Genomic DNA, 17,220 nt, shown 5'->3' on the forward strand with positions numbered 1-17,220 from the left:
CAGACAAGAAAAACCGCGCCAGAGTCGGCGGGCAGGCAAGGCGTGGTCAGGCCAAGGGAGAGGCGCGAGGGGTCAGACTGGGCCAGCGAACCCTGGGATGCAGCGTCGGCTGCTCGGGGTTGTCCAGTGCTGTATCAGGTGTGTAGCGGGGCAGGAAGTGCCGATAGTGATCGGCTGGCAGAGCGACCAGACCCGCATGGCCACAGCAGCAATCGCCATGCTGCATGGCCGCTTTCGATGAAGCGGGTTGCAGCGTATCGATCAACTTCTGGAAGCCTGGCGGCAGGGCGGTCGAACCGCTCCCGGAACAAAACCCGCCCCATAGCAGTAAATGCGCATCCGCCGGCTGCATGGCACGGCTCATCGGCATGGCCAGCATGTTGAGCAACACGGCCAGACAAGCGATCCAGGGACTGATGCGTTTCATTGAAGCCATGGGTGGGCCCGTAGCACGAAGGCCGCCATTTAGCCGTATTTGGTGAGGGAATGTAAATGCTTCTGTGGGCGGGATTTCAGGCAGGCAGAAGGGGATGCGGGAATTGCTGTGTGGCTATTTGACATCTTGATATTTTGTCATCTAGTGTCGTGGCCTGAGAAACGTTCTCAGAATATTTCACTTCAGCAGGGAGGCTACATCGCAATGGCCACTACCATCAGTACCGCGTCGATCAAGTCAGTACGTGTGCATCCGGGGCTTGGTATTGCCCGGGTCGGCAATGCGCTGGGGCATGACGAATATGTCCTGGCCGCAGAGGTTCCGGGAGCTGTTGCGAGTAGCGCGGACGGAGAGTTTCGCGATGCCAAGGGGCATTTGCGACGCCAGGCTGTGCGCTTTCGGATCTACGCTGAGCTGACTGATGGTTCGGTCCGCGAGCTTACCCTTGCCGATGGCGTGAAGATCGACTGGACCGTGGAACTCGCCAACCTCAAGGCTGGCTGGTACGACTTCGAGAATGCCATGGACCTGCCTGCGCCATACGCCAAGAAAGCCGGTCGACGCAATCCGGCAGTCATTGGCCCTCAGCGCAAGGCGCTGGACATTCGTCCGGGCCCCAGAACCATCGGCGGTCGCAACAAGCAGGGCAAGGCCTTCCATTTCGATACGGGCGAGTTCTACAGCAAGCCGGTCTATCTGGGCGAGTTGCGCACCGACGAAGAAGGTCGGCTCATTGCGCTGGGTGGCCATGGGCATTCCGCACCGCTCAAGGCGGGTACCGCGCCTGTCACCTTTGCCAACAACGAAGACTGGCATGACGACATCTCCGATGGTCCGGTCTACGCTCGCGTGACCTTCGCCAATGGCGACACCCTGGAGGCCGAACCGGGCTTCCTGGCCGTCACACCGCCCAACTATGCACCGGGACTGTTCGGTGTCGTCACCATGGAAGACGTGGTGCGTGATCTGTACGTGCGCAACGGTCAACTGCCTGCCCACACAAGCACCGAGTTCACCCGCGACATCTGGCCGATCTTCGACCGCCTGACCAATATGCAGTGGACCAACCATGGCATTTACCTGCTCAGCGGTTCCGGCTCGCCACTGGATACCAAGAACAAGGCGGTCTTGAAGAAGCTTGCCGACCCGTCTGCAAAGAATGCCGAGTTCCGCAAGAGGGTCTTCGAGCTTTTCCGTATCCCGGATGGCGCCGGAGCGTTCACGGCTGCGCTGTTGCCGTTCTACGGCGATTACTACGGTGATTACTCCGATGCCGAAGGTGCAGGCCTGGCCGTCACGCCTTTGATGTACAAGGCACTGGAAAAATGGGTGAAGGGGGATTTCGTCTCCGACTGGAAAGGTGAACCGGTTATCCCTGCGTTCTCGTCGCTCAGTCCAAAACAGCAGACCGAAGCGCTGGATCGAGTAGGGCTGCATGAGTGCCTGGGCGGGCCGTTCCACCCCGGCATCGAGCTGACCTGGTTCATGCGTGTGTCCAGCGTCTGGAAAAGTCCGTATCGCCTGGCCGTTCTGCCCCAGGGTCATGTCGTTCGCCAGGACTACGGCAGCAAGCTGACACCGGAAATCTGCCTGAGCAAAGGTGGCCCGCTGGACGGCGTAGGTCCGGGCTCCCTGACCCGCGCACTGGGCGTGCCATGGCAGACCGACGGCGCATCCTGCCTGTCCGATGCGGAATACGAACCTGGCTCTTATCTGTCCTTCCCCAGCTACTGGGGTGCCCGCGTGCCCAACAGCGTGCTCAGCAACGAGGCCTGGCAGCGTGTCGGTTCAACGCAGTCGAGTGAACCGCAACAGCTCAAGAATTTCTCCTACCGCGAAGACTGGTTGCGCGACCTGAAAGGTTCCTACCTGGCGCGTATCAACAAGATGGTCAGCCAGTGGTGGGAGCTTGGCGTTCTGGTCAGTAAAGAGACATCGCCCGAGCTACAAAAGAAGCTGGGGCTGCCAGCCCAGGCCTGGATTGAAACCGGTCGCCCGGAAAGTGCCGTTGGCCCCAACACCAAGGTTGCCCTGCTGGCGGCCATCGAGGCTCTGGACCATCCACAACCGTTGCTCAAGGGGGCCGAACTCGACAAAGCCAAGCCACGCAAGGATGTGAAACCTCGTCGTCTGCGCAGGGACGAGATTTGACCCACGTGTACGACGTTCTGGTCGTGGGCGCCGGGCCAGCAGGTTCGGCGCTTGCCATCTGTCTGGCCCGGGCAGGGCTTGACGTATGCATGGTTGATCGCGATGACGCGAGTCAGCCACGGCCCGGTGAATGCCTGTCGCCCGAAGCGGTGCCGGCGTTGGCCGCGCTCGGGCATGCCGATTTGCTGGGCGACATATCGGCTGCCCGGCGCTGTTGCGGTGTGCAAGCGATCTGGATGACGCCTGAACGGGCTTTTCGCGATTATTTCGCCGAACGCTCATCCCATGGTTATTTCCTGGACCGTCAGGTGTTCGATTCCCGTCTGCGGGACAGGGCACAGGCTGAAGGTGTGGTGCTGGAGCGGGGCGTGCGGGTGACCGAGGCCGAGTTTGCTGCAATCACCACCCTGAGCGGCTTGCGTGGCGAGGACTGCTGGAGTGGTCAAGCCCGTTTCGTGGTCGATGCTTCGGGCAAGTCCAGCGCTATTGCGCGCCTGGGCGGTGCGGGCAGGCGTCGCTTGAGTCGTCAGGTCGCCGTTGCAGCCTGTTTGCCTGCCGGTACTTCTGAACTTGCGTCAACCGACTGGTTGTTGATCGAGGCGGACACACAGGGCTGGTGGTCCGGTGCGACTTCGGCCAGCGGCCAGCGCCATCTGGTGCGATTCTTTCCCGAAGGCGGTGAAGTCTTCCGTAGCCCGGCCGAACTTGCCCGGCAACTGGAACAGACAAAATTGATGCAGCAGTATGTTGCCGCCGGCGAACTGTCGGCGGCACCTTTGCAGGTGCTCGATGCAGGCTGTTCTGCGCTGGATTGCGTCGCAACGTCGCAATGGCTTGCGGTCGGTGAAGCGTCAATCGCTTTTGATCCCGTCACGTCACAGGGCCTTGCTCATGCATTCGGGGCGAGCCAGCCAGCGGCCAGCGCCATATTGGACTACCTGCATCACGGTCGTACGGCCAAGCTTGAACGTTATGACCAGCAGACCCGCATAACCCTGGCGCATTCCCTCAAAGGGCTCATGAGCCACTACGCGCAGTGCCATAGCCTGGCGAGTTTTGGCTGATCAGCCAGAGATAGACAAATAAAATGATTTATTTTTATCATTTGAATATTCATATATTTGAATCTTTTATTCCTGTCTGATCTATCGATACAACCGATCTTGCAGGCCACCTTCGCTCAGGAGCATCCGCGTGCAAGCAGCCATTTTGATTGCGTCCTCTTCATTCAATTTCCGAGTCACTTCATGAGCCAGACTGAGCGACAGATGCGCCTGGGCCTTTTCATTCAGGCCGCAGGTCACCACTCGGCTGGCTGGCGTTATCCGGGTGCCGAATCCGGGAGCGAAAACTTCCCGCTGATCCGCCGCCTGACCCTGGCAGCCGAAAAGGCCAAGCTGGACATGGTGTTCTTTGGCGACAAACTGGTGACCGGCCCCAAGGAACATCCCTCCATGATCGTGCGCCTGGAACCCGTGGCGCTGTTGGGCGCGCTGGCGGCGATCACCGAGCGCATCGGGCTGGTGGCGACGGCATCGACCACCTATAGCGAGCCGTACACCATCGCCCGGCAGTTCGCGACCATCGATCATCTGTCAGCAGGCCGTGCCGGCTGGAACGTGGTAACCACCGGCTACGACAGCGCGGCCAACTTCACCCGTGCCACACATCCCGACCATGCTCAGCGTTATGCGGTGGCCGAGGAATTCGTCGATGTGGTGCGGGGCCTGTGGGACAGCTGGGAAGAGGGCGCCTATGTTCGCGACAGCGAAAGCGGCGTGTATCTGGACCCTGAAAAACTGCATAGCCTGGACCACAAGGGCGAGTTCTTCTCCATTGCCGGGCCACTCAACCTGACCCGTGCGCCGCAAGGTCATCCGGTACTGGTCCAGGCCGGCTCATCCGGGCCGGGCATGGCCCTCGCGGCGCGCATCGGTGAAGTGGTGTTCACCGCCCAGCAAGGTCTGGAAGAAGCCGGGCAGTTCTATCGCGACCTCAAGGCGCAAGTCGTTGCTCAAGGCCGCTCGCCTGATCATTGCCTGGTGATGCCCGGTGTCATGCCGATCCTTGGCAAGACCGCCGCCCAAGCCCAGGCGCGCTTCGATCACCTGCAAAGCTGGACCGACCAGGAAGCCGCCTTGCTGATGGTTGCGGATCGTTTGGGGCAGGACCTCTCCGGTTTCGATCTGGACCAGCCACTGCCGGACTTGCCACTGCCGCAAAACATGCAAAGCCGCGCTCGCCTGCTGCTGGACCTTTCACACCGCGATGGCCTGACCCTGCGCCAGATCTGCAACCTGGCGGCCGGAGCACGAGGTCATAAGATCGTCGTCGGCACCCCGCAACGTGTAGCGGACGAGCTGATTGCCTGGTTCGAGGGCGGAGCCGCAGATGGCTTCAATCTGATGCCCGCGTACTTCCCCGAAGGCCTGGACGACTTCATCGAAGGCGTATTGCCAATCCTGCGCAAGCACAAACTGTTTCGTGAGGAATATAGCGGGAGCACATTGCGCGAGCATCTGGGGTTGCCTGTCCCGGAGAATCGATACACATAAGCTACAAGCGGCAGGCTGTGAGCTTTTAACTTGCAGCTTGCAACTTTCCCCCATTACATCTCACCCCTTGATCCCATATCCAATGCAAATCCCGCAAATAACTTTTGCGGTTCTTACATAACCTCCAGGCACTGCATTCCTGCTTGTTTATGCTTTTCAGGAATAATCATGAGGGGTTTCGGTATTTACGAAGAGCGCTGTCGTTGTGGTTAAACGTCATCGCCTGCTGGCCAGACAGTGCCAGTGGTTTTCTACGGAGTCCGAAACCGCCCATGTCATTGCGTTCTCATTTTCTTGTTTCTCTGCTGCTAAGCCTGGGCCTGACGCTGGGGCCATTGACTGCTGTGAGTGCGGCGCAGCTCAATATTGCGGTGTCCGATATCGGGGCAGGCAGCAAGCCTGCCGGTGGAGGTCTGGTGGATGTCATTCATGCCCAGCAGCGTCTTGAGCAGGCGTTCAGCGCCGAGGGTGTCACGGTCAAATGGCACTTCTTCAAGGGCGCGGCGCCCCTGATTAACGAAGCCTTTGCCAATGGCCAGCTGGATATGGCCTATCTCGGCGATCTGGGCAGCATCGTCGGCAAGTCGGGCGGGCTCGATACGCGGGTGGTTGCCGTCGCTGCCCGTGGCGTCGCGCATTACCTGGCGGTACCGGTCGGTTCGTCGATTCATTCCCTGGCAGACCTCAAGGGCAAACGTGTCGGTCTGTTTCGCGGGACCGCCGCGCAGCTTTCGTTCATCGATGCCCTGCGCACTGCGGGGCTGACCGAAAAGGATATCAGCGTCATCAATCTGGACTTTGCTGCCGCCAGCGCGGCTTTGGCAGCCAGGCAGATCGATGCGACCTGGGGCGGCATCAACATCCTGGCGCTGCGCGAACGTGGTCAGGCTCAGGTGCCTGTCTCTACCCGGCATCTGGATGGCGCGGGTGAGTTGTCCGGCCTGGTGCTGGTATCGCAAAAGTTGCTCGACGAGCATCCGGAGTGGGTCAGCAGGATCGTTCAGGTCCAGCGTGAGGCATCGGACTGGGCCAGCGACCCGCACAACCGCGAGGCCTATATCCAGTTACTGGCCGATCAGGCGTCTTACCCGGCCAATCTGCTGAAGGCCAACCTGGAAGGTGCGCCGCCGTTATCGGTACTGCTGTCACCGGAGCTGGACAGCGGTTTTGTCGAACGCCTCAAACAGTCCATCGGCAGCGCCAGGGAGGCGCGCCTGATTCGTCGTGACATCGATGTGGATCAGTGGCTCGCGCCGCAATTTCTGCAACAGACCCGACCTTGAACCTTATCTGCCGACAGCACATCGCTGACGGCACGGCATCCATTGCTCGCTGGAACACCCCATGAAACTTGAAACTCAGCAAAAACACCTCCCTTGGGTCACCGGCATGGCACTGGTCATTGCAGTAGCGCCCGCGATGGCTGAAACCACGACCCGACTGGACACCGTACAGGTCGAGGGCGTGCGTCAGGCCGATCCCCAGCAGCCACCTTCGTCAAAGCGTGAGCTGAGTGGCAAGACCCTTGAACAACAGGGCATTTACCGGCTTGAAGACCTGCAACAAGTGGCCTCCGGCCTGGATGTGGCCACGGTGGACTCCTATGACACACGCATGACCATTCGTGGCGTGGGCGATGGCGGCGGCACCGAAATCAATATCGGCATGCCCAGCAGCGTTGGTCTGTTTCTCGACAACGTTTACCTGAGTCGACCGGGCATGATGTCCAACGACCTGCTGGATATCGAAAGCGCCGATGTGTTCAGCGGGCCGCAAGGGACGCTCAAAGGCTTCAACACCACGGGCGGGGCGGTGGATATCCATAGCCGCAAACCCACCTTCACGCCTGAAGGCTCGTTGCGCCAGTCCATCGGCCAGCGCGGCTATACCCAGACTCAAGCGATGTTTTCCGGTCCCTTGGCTGAAACCCTGGCCGGGCGCATCAACTTGTCGCACACCGAAAAGGGCGGCTACATCAAGAACATCTACACCGGCCATGACCTGGGTGGCAGCAATCAGGATGGCATTCGCGGGCAGTTGCTCTGGCAGCCCGCGGACGATTTCAGCCTGCGGGTGATTGCCGACTACAACAAGGCGACCAGTGAGCCGGTGTCCGTGCTGGACAAGGCCAATACCGTCAATGGTACGGTGCCTTATCTGAACCGGACTGCATTGGTTGGTGCGACGGTGATAGGCGGGGGCTACAAGGTCAACGCCGACAATGAAAACCAGGCGTACGTGCGCCAGGGTGGCCTGTCTGCGGAGGCAAACTGGAAGCTGGCCAACGGTTACAACCTGCGTTCGGTGTCGTCGTTCCGCTATTTCGGTTTCCAGCCCAACAATACCGATGCCCTGGACATTCCTCTGTATGCGGGCAGCGGCGCTGACGTGCGTGACCGCATCTGGTCCCAGGACATTCGTCTGGATTCACCCAAGGGCGAGCTTTTCGACTACGCCATCGGTGCCACTTACTGGGGCGAAAACCTCGACACCTTTGCCCATGACTACTACGCCGCGGGCACTCGCACTACGCAGTATTACGGCAACACGTCCAACACCGGCAAGACAGTAAAGCGCTGGGGCGAGATCAACGACACCGTGTTTTCGCTCTATGCACAGGGCACCCTGCACGTTACCGAAAAATTCGATATCACGGCCGGGATACGCGACAGCTACAACAAGAAATCGGGCTCGTTTCGCCGGGTCAACAAGAACGATTTCGACTCTGGAGAGCTGAACCAGTACAGCCAGTTGCCTGCCGGTATGCTCAATTTCAGCTACTTCTTCATGCCCAACCTGCAAGGCTATTTCACCGTGGCCTATGGCGAGAAGGCAGGAGGCCTGAACGTCTCCTCGGGAGCTGCCAACACCGCAGGTTTCGACAGCCTGTTGATCGAGCCCGAGGAAACCCTTGGCAGCGAACTGGGGCTCAAGAGTCACTGGCTCGATAACCGGGTGACGGTGGATGCGGCCTTGTTCTGGTCGAAGGTGCGTAAATTCCAGACCACCGCCTATGACCTGGAAAGCCAGAGCAGTTACCTGATCAACGCCGGCACCATGCAATCGCGTGGCCTGGAAACCAATCTGACACTCAAGCCACTGGATGGCCTGAGCATCAACTTCAACGGCACGTTGCTGGACAACACGTATCTGGACTTCAAGGGCGGCAGATGCCCGGCGGAAGTGACGCTTGCGCCTCGTCCGCCAGCCTCCTGCGACCTGACCGGCAGCCGGGTGTTCCGCTCGCCGAAACTCACCTACAACCTGAGCAGCCGCTACGAGTGGCAGGCATTCGAGGGCCTGGAAGCCTTTGTCGCCGGGCGCTATTCGTATCGCACCTGGGCCTACGGCACCGTGGACAACTCCGAATTCACCCGCATTCCGGGCTATGGCCTGCTGAGTCTGTCCACCGGCCTGAGCGGCAAATATGACGAGGGCACCTGGAATGCTTCGTTGTGGGCCAACAACGTCACGGACAAACGCTATTACCGCTCACTGAATGCTGGCGACTATGGCTCGGCCTTTGGTGTGGTGGGTGAGCCGCGTACCTTGGGCATGACCGTTGGCTACGACTTCTAAAGGCCCTGACCGATGAGCAGATTTTTACTCGATCGCCGAAGCTTCATGCGAGTCGGTGCTGCACTGACAGGCTCCGCGCCCTTTATCGGCAGCGCTCTGGCTGCACAGCCGGCCCCCAAGGCCGAGGCCCGACTCGGTTGGCTGGGCAAGCAAACCCCGGCGTCGTTCAGCGGCGTGACCTGGGGCACGCCATGGCCCTGGGGGCAGGTTGCCGCTGGCAGCCAGTTTCAGATTCACGGCAGCGATGGATCGGCGCCGTCATTGCAAAGCTGGCCGCTGGCTTACTGGCCTGACGGCAGCCTGAAATGGACTGCCCATGCCATGGGACCGCAGCAGGGTGTTGCAGAATATTATGATCTGCGCCCGGCCAGTGTCGTGGCACCTGAAGGACGTGCGCTGGCCAGTGAAAACGATGAGCAGATCCGCATCGACACCGGCGTGCTGCAATGTGTGATCCCGCGCCAGGGCGAAAGCGTGTTGAGCAGTGTCAGCCGTAATGGCCGCATCACCTTGCAGAGCGGACATCTGGTGCTGCAAGTGCAGGGCGACCCTGACCAGCCCGCAACGCCGACCCGTCAATATCGCAGTGAAATACAGCGTGCCGTGCTGGAACAGAATGGCCCGGTACGCGCGGTGGTGGCCTTGCACGGCACCCATCGGTTGCTGGACGGCGACGGGACTTTGCTGCCTTTCATCGTGCGTATCTATGCCTATGCCAACAGTGAAAACCTGCGCCTGATTCACACCTTGCTGATCGATATCGATGAGCAGCATGACTTCATCAAAGGCGTGGGCCTGCGTTTCGATACGCCTCTCGATCAACCCTTGCATGACCGGCATGTGCGCTTCGTCGCTGCCAACGGCGGGGTCTTTGCCGAAGCAGTGCGTGGCCTGACCGGCCTGCGCCGCAATCCGGGCGACGGAATCATGCGCGCTCAGGTCGAAGGAAGAAGCACCGGCCCTGTGGAAGGCTTTGCCCCGGAAGTTGCCAATCGACTGCACTACATTCCCGCGTTCGGCAGCTATCGCTTACTGCAGGCGCACCCGGACGGTTTCCAGATCAGCAAGCGCACAACGTCCGGCCAGAGCTGGCTCAACAGTGCCACGGGGCAAAGGGCGGCAGGCGTGGGGTATATCGGCTCGCCTCAGGGTGGCGTGGTATTCGGCCTGCGCAATTTCTGGCAGAGCTACCCGGCGCAGCTGGATATCGAAGATGCGCAGACCGAAAGGGCGCAAGTCACTCTCTGGCTATGGGCGCCTCAGGCTGCACCGATGGACCTGCGCAGCTACCACGACGGCATGGGCCAGGACAGCTTCGTCAAACAGCGCGAAGCCCTGGAAATCACCTACGAAGATCATGAACCCGGCTTCGGCACTCCCTCGGGTGTTGCGCGGACCAGTGAGCTGGAGTTGCAGTTCGTTGCTGCCACGCCCAGTGGCGCAGTGTTGCAACAGATTGCCCAGCGCATTCAAGAGCCGCCACTGCTGCTGGCATCCCCCGAGCGCCTGCATGCAGCAGGCGTGTTCGGGCCTGACTGGGCACCGGTCAGGAAAGAGACCGGGCGCAAGCAACAGATCGAGCAGCAACTGGCGTGGTATTTCGATTTCTATCGCGACGAAGTCGAGCAGCGAAAATGGTACGGGTTCTGGGATTACGGCGATGTCATGCACACCTATGACGAGCAGCGGCATGTATGGCGCTATGACGTGGGTGGTTTTGCCTGGGACAACTCGGAGCTGAGCACCGATCTTTGGCTCTGGTATTACTTCTTGCGCACCGGCCGCCAGGACGTGTTCCGCATGGCCGAAGCGATGACCCGCCATACCGGCGAGGTTGACGTGCATCATATCGGGCGGTTTGCGCCGCTGGGTTCGCGGCATAACGTTCAGCACTGGGGCGACAGTGCAAAACAGTTGCGCATTTCGACTGCCGCCAATCGCCGGTTCTTGTATTACCTGACCGCCGATGAGCGCATCGGTGATTTGCTCAATGAGCAAGTCGAGGCCTTGCGCACCCTGCGCGAAGTGGTGCCCGGCCGCAAGATCGGCCAGCAACGCGACCCTCGCGACGGCTATGCCAGCATCACGTTCGGTACCGATTGGGGAGCCATTGCTGCCGCCTGGCTGACTGACTGGGAGCGCAGCGGCGATCCGGCCATGGCTCGCCGCCTGCTCAACAGCATGGAGACGATTGCCGCGCAGCCCCATGGCTTTTTCACTGGGCTTGGCAACATGCAACTGGACAGCGGACGCTTCGATATCGACACCAGTGGCAAGCTGTCGGTGTCGCACCTCTCGGCAGTATTCGGTCTGGCTGAAATCTGTAGCGAGCTATTGCAGCTTTTGCCCTCGGCCAGTTTCGAGCGCGCCTGGCTGGATTACTGCCGGTTGTACAACGCCCCGGCCGCTGAGCGGAAAAAAGCCCTGGGCGCACCACTGGCCAATCTCAATCTCGCCCAGGGCCATGCACGGCTGACGGCATTCGCGGCCTATCGATTGCGTGACCGTGGCTTGAAAGACCGGGCCTGGAAGGAGTTCTTCGGCGGTTCGGGCGGTATCCCGAAACCCAACCGAAGCCTGCATGTCGTGCAGCCGCCAGCCTATCTGTATCCGTTGAATGAGCCTGATCCCGTGTCGGTGATCGATGAGCATTCCGGAACGTCCGCTGCGGCCAATCTATCGACCAATGCCGTGGCCCAGTGGGGCCTGACCGCTATCGCCTTGTTGGCGCTGGATAACTAGACGGTCCTTTATTCATCTGTTTCGAGACTGTATTCATGCCTCACCCGAATGCTGCACCCCTCGCGCCTGCAAGCGTGGTTGTCCAGGATGACTTCCAGACCTTCAACACTCGACTCTGGATCGCCGAAACCGAATTGCCGGAGCAATCCCGTGTCTGGGCCGAACACGGCCGCCTGATCATGGATACCCGCGCCGGAATGACCGTCTGGCTGCGCCAGCGCCTGAGCGGAGCCTACCGCATCGAATTCCTGCGTCAGGTGCTGGTGGCAGGGCAGGCCAATGATCGCCTGTCGGACATGAACGTCTTCTGGGGCGCTCATGATGGAGGGGCCAGCGAACTGATCGAGCGTGACGGCGTGCTGGAATCCTATGACTCGCTGGCGACCTGGTACGTGGGCATGGGCGGCAATAGCAACAGCACCACCCGGTTTCGTTACTACGACGGTCAGGGCAATCGTCCGTTACTGGGCGAGAAACTGGATGCTGCCCATCTGCTGGAGGCGGGGAGGATTTACCGGATTCGTATCGACGTGACCTCTTCATCGACTCGCTACTGGGTCGATGAAGAGCTGGTGTTCGAGCAAGCGCTCAATGGGCTGCCGGTTGCCGGGTATTTCGGCTTGCGGTCGGTCTGGTCGCGTCAGGCAATCAGCCGCTTCAGTGTGCAAGCCCTGTAAGGGGCAGGTCGGCGAGTTCGTCTTGCGGCGGATTCGCTTCCAGCGCCTGCATCGCCTGATCCGCCTCATGAAAGGCGTCGATCAGGTTTTGCGCCAGGAATGACAGCTTGTAGCCGGCACGGCTGACGATGCCGTAATGGGTGAAGAACTCCGGCGCCTGAGGGTCCAGCCCCGTGACGTTGAGCAACTTGAGGCCCTGACGCAAGTAAGGGTTATTACGACTGACGTTGGTGGTACCGATGGCATCGGAATGCTGGATGACACTGATCAGGCTGTAGCCGTTATCGCATTCGATGCTGGTTTGAAAATCCGGCCGCCCGCTGAGTTCGACCAGCGCCTTGCGCAGATTGGGCGGGCGTACGGTGCCTGCCAGCGGGTAGCTGAACAATTGCTCTACGGTGACTTCATCGAACGCGGCCAGAGGATGCTCGCTGCGGCAGCAGAAACCCCAGCGGTGCTGGCTGAGCAGTTGGACCCGGTAATCCGGGTCGTGCTCGAAGTTACGGGCGTCGGCCACGAAGAACTCGCATTCCTCAGCCAGCAGTCGCTGCCCCAGGGCTTGCCAGTTATCGACATGAAAACGCAGCCGGACCTTGGGCAAGCGACGGGTGAAAAGCCCCAGTGCCTGTGGCATCAGCCAGGCTGCCGGAGCAGGGCCGCAAGCGAACGACAGCTCACCGTCCTCGTTTTCGTTGAACTGATGAACTGCATTGATCAGATCGTGGGCGTTGCCAATCATCAGTCGTGAATGTTCCAGCACGATCAGGCCTTTCTTGGTGGGTGCCAGGTTGCGGGTTCGATCGATCAGGCGGGTTCCGAAACTCTGTTCAAGTGCCTGGATACTGCGGCTGAATGCCGACTGGGACAGGCTGACCGACTCGGCGGCAAGGCCGAAGTTGCGATACTCCACCAAGGCAATGAAGTGCCGCAGTTGACGTAGATCCAGATGCATTGGCAGCAATGACTCATAGGAACAAGCGCATGACTTTGCCGGATTTGTCGGGTTTTTAAAAAGAACTAAAAGCATGTTGCCGATCATCATCCGGCATAAGGCCAGTGATGAAAGTGCTTCTATGGATATTTCAATTGGTTATTTATCGCCGGATAACCCGTCCATTAGGCTATATGCGATTTCGTCTCTCCTGAAGACGTCGTTTATCGCAGTGTTACCCGTGCGCGGCCTGCTTTTCTCTGATTCCTTGTGTTGAGTTCTCCATGAAAGTGCCCGTAACGGTCCCTCATGATCCTCTGGTCAGTACCCGTGGGCTGGGCAAGTCATTCGGCTCAAGCCGGGTCTTGCAGGATATCGACCTGAACCTTTATCCCGGTGAGGTTGTTGCCTTGCTCGGTGCCAATGGTGCGGGCAAATCCACCCTGGTCAAAATCCTCTCTGGCAGCCATGGCCATGATGCGGGCGAGTTGCGGGTCGAGGGCAGGGCGCTTGGTTTTGCTTCCCCCCATGAAGCGCGGCGCGCCGGTATCGTTGCCGTTCACCAGCAGGTCGACGAGGCGGTGGTGCCGGGGTTCAGCGTGGCCGAGAATCTGGTCCTGGACGAGTTGTGCCAGCCCCAAGGTTCCATCTGGAGCAAGCGACGACATCTGCATGAACGGGCTGCACAGATCGCCGCAGGTCTGGATTTGCATCTGTCGCTGGACGCCGCCATCGAAAGCCTCGGCACGGCTGAACGGCAACTGGTGGTGCTGGCTCGTGCGCTGGCACTCAAGCCCCGCTTGCTGGTGCTGGATGAGCCCACCGCTTCATTGTCTTCTGCCGAAGCAGAGCGACTGTTCGAGTTGATCGACGTGCTGCGTGGGCGCGGGGTCAGCATTCTCTACATTTCCCATCGCTTGTCAGACCTGCAGCGTATTGCCGACCGTGCGATTGTGCTGCGCGACGGGCGCCTCGCTGGCGAGTTCGCGGCACCGCTGGACCTTGCCGCTGCCGTGCGGGCCATGCTCGGCAGTGAGCTGGCGCCTGTGGTTCACCAGCAGACCGAGCGCGGGCGTGAAGTGGTGCGGATGCGCGATTGTCGACTCAGTGAAGCCAGCGCGGCTTTCGATCTGAATCTGTACAAAGGCGAAGTGGTCGCCATGACTGGCCTGCTTGGGGCCAGCAAGAGTGAGATAGCCGAACTTCTCTTCGGCCTGCGTCAGCCTGTGACGGGCGTTATCGAACTGGATGGCCAGCACTGGGCTCCGGCATCGCCACGCGAGGCCATTGCGGGCGGTGTATTCATGGCCTGCGAGGACCGCGTGCGTGGCTCGTTGGTGCCGGGCTTTTCCCTGACGCGAACCCTGACCTTGCCGTTTCTGCAGCGATTCAGCCGTGGCGGTTTTATTCATGCTGGCGCAGAGCGCGAAGCGGTGCAGGAGCAAGTGCAAACTCTGGGCATCAAGTGTGCGGGCCTTGATGTGCCGATGGAGACGCTTTCTGGCGGCAATCAACAGAAAGTGGTACTGGCCCGCTGGCTGCTGGGTAATGCCCATCTGCTGATTCTCGACGAGCCGTTCCAGGGTGTGGATATCCGCGCTCGCCGGGAAATCGGTGCGCGAATTCGTGCCAGCGCCGGGCAGCGCGCCATGCTGGTGATCTGCTCCGATCCCGACGAAGCATTGGAAATCGCCGACCGGATTCTGGTGGTGCGTGACGCCAGTGTGGTGGCCGACTACCCACGTGCCGGTCTGCAACGGGAGCAACTGGTCGCGCAAATGGCGGGCGTCGCGCCGCAACCTGACATCAACCCTCTGCATCGCCAAGGAGCCACGCTTGCCTGAGTCGACTTCTTCACATTTCCTGAAGCCACGGCCATGGGAGCCATTGCTGCGCTTCACCATTCATTACGGCCTGTTGTTGCTCCTGGCGTTGGTGGTCGTGCTGTTTTCGGTACTGGAACCTGCGTTTTTGCGGGTCGGCAACCTGTTCATCATTCTTCAGTCGGTGTCCATCGTCGCGCTGCTGGCTCTGGGTGTGACCCTGAGCATGTCGGTGGGCGGGCTCGACTTGTCCATCGGTGCGGTGGCCGCCATGAGCCTGATGTGTGCCAGCTACGTAATGGTGGTTCTGGACTGGGGGCCGCTGCCGGCGATTTTCATCAGTCTTGCCTGTGGGGCGCTGGTGGGATTGCTCAACGGATTTCTGATCGTACGCATGGGCGTTCCGGACATTCTGGCGACCTTGGGCAGCATGTTCCTGATCATCGGCCTGCAACTGATTCCTACCGGTGGCCGCTCCATTGCGGTCGGCATGACCTTGCCCAACGGCGACGAAGCTTCCGGCAGCTTCAGTGCGGCTTTTCTGGCGATTGGCCGTGCGCGGCTATGGGACACGGTGCCGGTTCCGGTGCTGGTCATGCTGGTGGTCGCGCTACTGGTCTGGGGCTTTCTTGAGCTGACCCGCTTTGGCCGGGTGTTCTACGCCATCGGTGGCAACGAGCGGGCGGCGCGGCTGGCCGGTGCCCCGGTGGAAAAATACAAACTGCTGGCCTATGTGCTCTCGGCGTTGCTGGCTTCACTGGGCGGCCTGTTGCTGGCGGCCCGGCTGGGACGTGGCGATGTCAGTTCCGGCAATGGTCTGGTGCTGGATGCGCTGGGTGCGGCACTGATCGGTTTCGCCGTGCTCGGTGCCCGCAAGCCCAATGCCTTTGGCACTCTGGTGGGCGCGTTGCTGGTTGCAACATTGCTCAACGGCCTGACCATGCTCAATGCCCCTTATTACACCCAGGATTTCGTCAAGGGCGCGGTACTGGTCCTGGCGCTGATGTTTACCTTCGGCCTCGCGCAACGGGCGCGCTGAGCCTCACTGTCAGAGAAGGAACACTCGATGCATCGACTCATCACACGCGGGCTGCGACGCCTGCTCGCCGCCACGCTGGTCGCTTCCCTGGCCACCGGTGCCAGCGCTGCCGGAATTGCCGGTGCGCCAGCACCATTCGACAAGGGCGGAGTCAATATCGCGCTGGTGGGGTATCTGTTCTCGGGGGACTTCCCCGAGGCTTACCTGCGTGGCGTCGAGAAACAGTCGGAAGCGCTGGGCATCAACCTGCGCCTGTTCGATGCGCGACAACAGGCGGCGACCCAGCGTGAGATGCTGGAGCAGGCCATCGACCTGGGCGTCGATGGCATCATCGTGCAACTGGGCCTGGCCGAAACCCTCAAGGACACCGTGGCCAAGGCCGTCGCCAAAGGCATCAAGGTGGTTGCCTTCGATATCGACCTGGGCAATCCGCAAGTGACCCAGATTGAACAGGATCACCATCAACTGGCGCGTCTGGCGCTGGATCAGGCACTCAAGGACAACGGCAACGCATTCCAGGCGGGTTATGTGTTCATCGGTGGCTTTACGCCGATGGAGCGTCGCGATGAAATCTGGCGGCAGGTCAAGGCGGACAATCCCGGTATCGTCGAGAAGGCACGTTTCGGCACCCTCAATCCGCCCATCGCCAACTCGGTCGCGGATCAGGCCAGTGCGGTGCTGCGGGCCAATCCCGGTTTGCAGGTGATCTTCGCGCCCTTCGACGAGTTCGCCAAAGGGGCCAAGATCGCAGTCGATGAGGCTGGCCTGGGCAAGCAGATCAAGATCTACAGTGCCGACATTTCCACGGCCGATATCCAGATCATGAAAGAGCCCGGCAGCGCCTGGGCTGCCACGGCTGCCGTAAACCCTGAGGTGGCAGGCGCAATCAGCGTGCGCAGCCTGGCCATGCGTATTGCCGGTGAAGATCCGGGAGCCCGTGTACTGGTGCCGCCCACCCTGATTACCCGCCAGCAGTTGCTGGACCTGGATGTGAAGAATGTCCGCGACCTGGCCAAGAAAGTACCTGCGTTCGGTGAAGCAGCGGGAGTGGCGCGTTCGGCCTGGATTCCGTTGGCCAAATAAAATGAATGTCTTTCGCGAATGAATTCGCTCCCACAGAGTAGGCGCGAATTCATTCGCTAAAAAGCCCATGTAACTGTTGCTTTGCCAACAACTAATGTTGAATAAGCAACAGTGTTGAAGGCCGATATAACCTAAGTATTATTGGTTCTTTGGCATTGATTGCCGCCTCGTCTAATGTCCTGTCCTCAAAGGGTTTTATTGGCT

The 17,220-nt window shown here is 60.2% G+C and carries 12 protein-coding genes; 10 read left to right on the forward strand and 2 right to left on the reverse strand.

Features of this window, described 5'->3' with window-relative positions; translation table 11 throughout:
• Positions 1 to 46: 46 nt before the first annotated feature.
• Positions 47 to 436 carry a DUF2946 domain-containing protein gene (locus JL015_RS00825; RefSeq protein ID WP_201017025.1) on the reverse strand — a complete coding sequence of 130 codons (390 nt, stop codon included), beginning with the start codon at positions 434 to 436 and terminating at the stop codon, positions 47 to 49.
• 204 nt (positions 437 to 640) lie between these two features.
• Between JL015_RS00825 and JL015_RS00830 the strand changes: the two genes are divergently transcribed.
• From JL015_RS00830 to JL015_RS00860, 7 genes are all read left to right on the forward strand, one after another.
• A complete protein-coding gene (locus JL015_RS00830) occupies positions 641 to 2,587 on the forward strand; it encodes a LodA/GoxA family CTQ-dependent oxidase (protein WP_201017026.1) in 1,947 nt (648 codons plus the stop codon).
• Between the two features lie 5 nt (positions 2,588 to 2,592).
• Positions 2,593 to 3,651, forward strand: coding sequence for an NAD(P)/FAD-dependent oxidoreductase (locus tag JL015_RS00835; protein ID WP_236250137.1), 1,059 nt, complete (start codon positions 2,593 to 2,595; stop codon positions 3,649 to 3,651).
• Positions 3,652 to 3,834: 183 nt separating this feature from the next.
• Positions 3,835 to 5,142 carry an LLM class flavin-dependent oxidoreductase gene (locus tag JL015_RS00840; RefSeq protein WP_201017028.1) on the forward strand — a complete coding sequence of 436 codons (1,308 nt, stop codon included), beginning with the start codon at positions 3,835 to 3,837 and terminating at the stop codon, positions 5,140 to 5,142.
• A 272-nt stretch (positions 5,143 to 5,414) separates the two neighbouring features.
• Positions 5,415 to 6,425: an ABC transporter substrate-binding protein gene (locus JL015_RS00845; protein WP_201017029.1), complete on the forward strand. Its 1,011-nt coding sequence runs from the start codon at positions 5,415 to 5,417 to the stop codon at positions 6,423 to 6,425.
• Between the two features lie 61 nt (positions 6,426 to 6,486).
• Positions 6,487 to 8,721 carry a TonB-dependent receptor gene (locus JL015_RS00850; RefSeq protein ID WP_201017030.1) on the forward strand — a complete coding sequence of 745 codons (2,235 nt, stop codon included), beginning with the start codon at positions 6,487 to 6,489 and terminating at the stop codon, positions 8,719 to 8,721.
• A 12-nt stretch (positions 8,722 to 8,733) separates the two neighbouring features.
• Positions 8,734 to 11,463 carry an exo-rhamnogalacturonan lyase family protein gene (locus JL015_RS00855; RefSeq protein ID WP_201017031.1) on the forward strand — a complete coding sequence of 910 codons (2,730 nt, stop codon included), beginning with the start codon at positions 8,734 to 8,736 and terminating at the stop codon, positions 11,461 to 11,463.
• A gap of 35 nt (positions 11,464 to 11,498) precedes the next feature.
• Positions 11,499 to 12,140, forward strand: a complete 642-nt coding sequence (locus tag JL015_RS00860; protein WP_201017032.1) for a DUF6250 domain-containing protein — start codon at positions 11,499 to 11,501, stop codon at positions 12,138 to 12,140.
• Here JL015_RS00860 and JL015_RS00865 read toward each other — a convergent pair.
• A complete protein-coding gene (locus JL015_RS00865; protein ID WP_201017033.1) occupies positions 12,121 to 13,092 on the reverse strand; it encodes a LysR family transcriptional regulator in 972 nt (323 codons plus the stop codon). The two genes, JL015_RS00860 and JL015_RS00865, sit on opposite strands and share 20 nt — an antisense overlap.
• 263 nt (positions 13,093 to 13,355) lie before the next feature.
• Here JL015_RS00865 and JL015_RS00870 point away from each other — a divergent pair, with 263 nt between their 5' ends.
• Genes JL015_RS00870 through JL015_RS00880 form a run of 3 tightly spaced genes read left to right on the forward strand, consistent with a single transcriptional unit; the run spans position 13,356 to position 17,016 of the window.
• Positions 13,356 to 14,915: a sugar ABC transporter ATP-binding protein gene (locus tag JL015_RS00870; RefSeq protein WP_201017034.1), complete on the forward strand. Its 1,560-nt coding sequence runs from the start codon at positions 13,356 to 13,358 to the stop codon at positions 14,913 to 14,915.
• 19 nt (positions 14,916 to 14,934) lie between these two features.
• A complete protein-coding gene (locus tag JL015_RS00875; RefSeq protein ID WP_374063356.1) occupies positions 14,935 to 15,933 on the forward strand; it encodes an ABC transporter permease in 999 nt (332 codons plus the stop codon).
• A 27-nt stretch (positions 15,934 to 15,960) separates the two neighbouring features.
• Positions 15,961 to 17,016: a substrate-binding domain-containing protein gene (locus JL015_RS00880; protein WP_025260133.1), complete on the forward strand. Its 1,056-nt coding sequence runs from the start codon at positions 15,961 to 15,963 to the stop codon at positions 17,014 to 17,016.
• The last annotated feature ends 204 nt before the right edge of the window (positions 17,017 to 17,220 follow it).

Origin of the sequence: Pseudomonas cichorii, assembly GCF_015471405.1 — a bacterium.
GTDB lineage: Bacteria > Pseudomonadota > Gammaproteobacteria > Pseudomonadales > Pseudomonadaceae > Aquipseudomonas > Aquipseudomonas serbiensis.

What these genes read in the sequence shown, in the direction of transcription:
- JL015_RS00825 (WP_201017025.1), bottom strand. Translation starts at nt 436, where the DNA reads ATGGCTTCAATGAAACGCATCAGTCCCTGGATCGCTTGTCTGGCCGTG.
- JL015_RS00830 (WP_201017026.1), top strand. Translation starts at nt 641, where the DNA reads ATGGCCACTACCATCAGTACCGCGTCGATCAAGTCAGTACGTGTGCAT.
- JL015_RS00840 (WP_201017028.1), top strand. Translation starts at nt 3,835, where the DNA reads ATGAGCCAGACTGAGCGACAGATGCGCCTGGGCCTTTTCATTCAGGCC.
- JL015_RS00845 (WP_201017029.1), top strand. Translation starts at nt 5,415, where the DNA reads ATGTCATTGCGTTCTCATTTTCTTGTTTCTCTGCTGCTAAGCCTGGGC.
- JL015_RS00850 (WP_201017030.1), top strand. Translation starts at nt 6,487, where the DNA reads ATGAAACTTGAAACTCAGCAAAAACACCTCCCTTGGGTCACCGGCATG.
- JL015_RS00855 (WP_201017031.1), top strand. Translation starts at nt 8,734, where the DNA reads ATGAGCAGATTTTTACTCGATCGCCGAAGCTTCATGCGAGTCGGTGCT.
- JL015_RS00860 (WP_201017032.1), top strand. Translation starts at nt 11,499, where the DNA reads ATGCCTCACCCGAATGCTGCACCCCTCGCGCCTGCAAGCGTGGTTGTC.
- JL015_RS00865 (WP_201017033.1), bottom strand. Translation starts at nt 13,092, where the DNA reads ATGCATCTGGATCTACGTCAACTGCGGCACTTCATTGCCTTGGTGGAG.
- JL015_RS00870 (WP_201017034.1), top strand. Translation starts at nt 13,356, where the DNA reads ATGAAAGTGCCCGTAACGGTCCCTCATGATCCTCTGGTCAGTACCCGT.
- JL015_RS00880 (WP_025260133.1), top strand. Translation starts at nt 15,961, where the DNA reads ATGCATCGACTCATCACACGCGGGCTGCGACGCCTGCTCGCCGCCACG.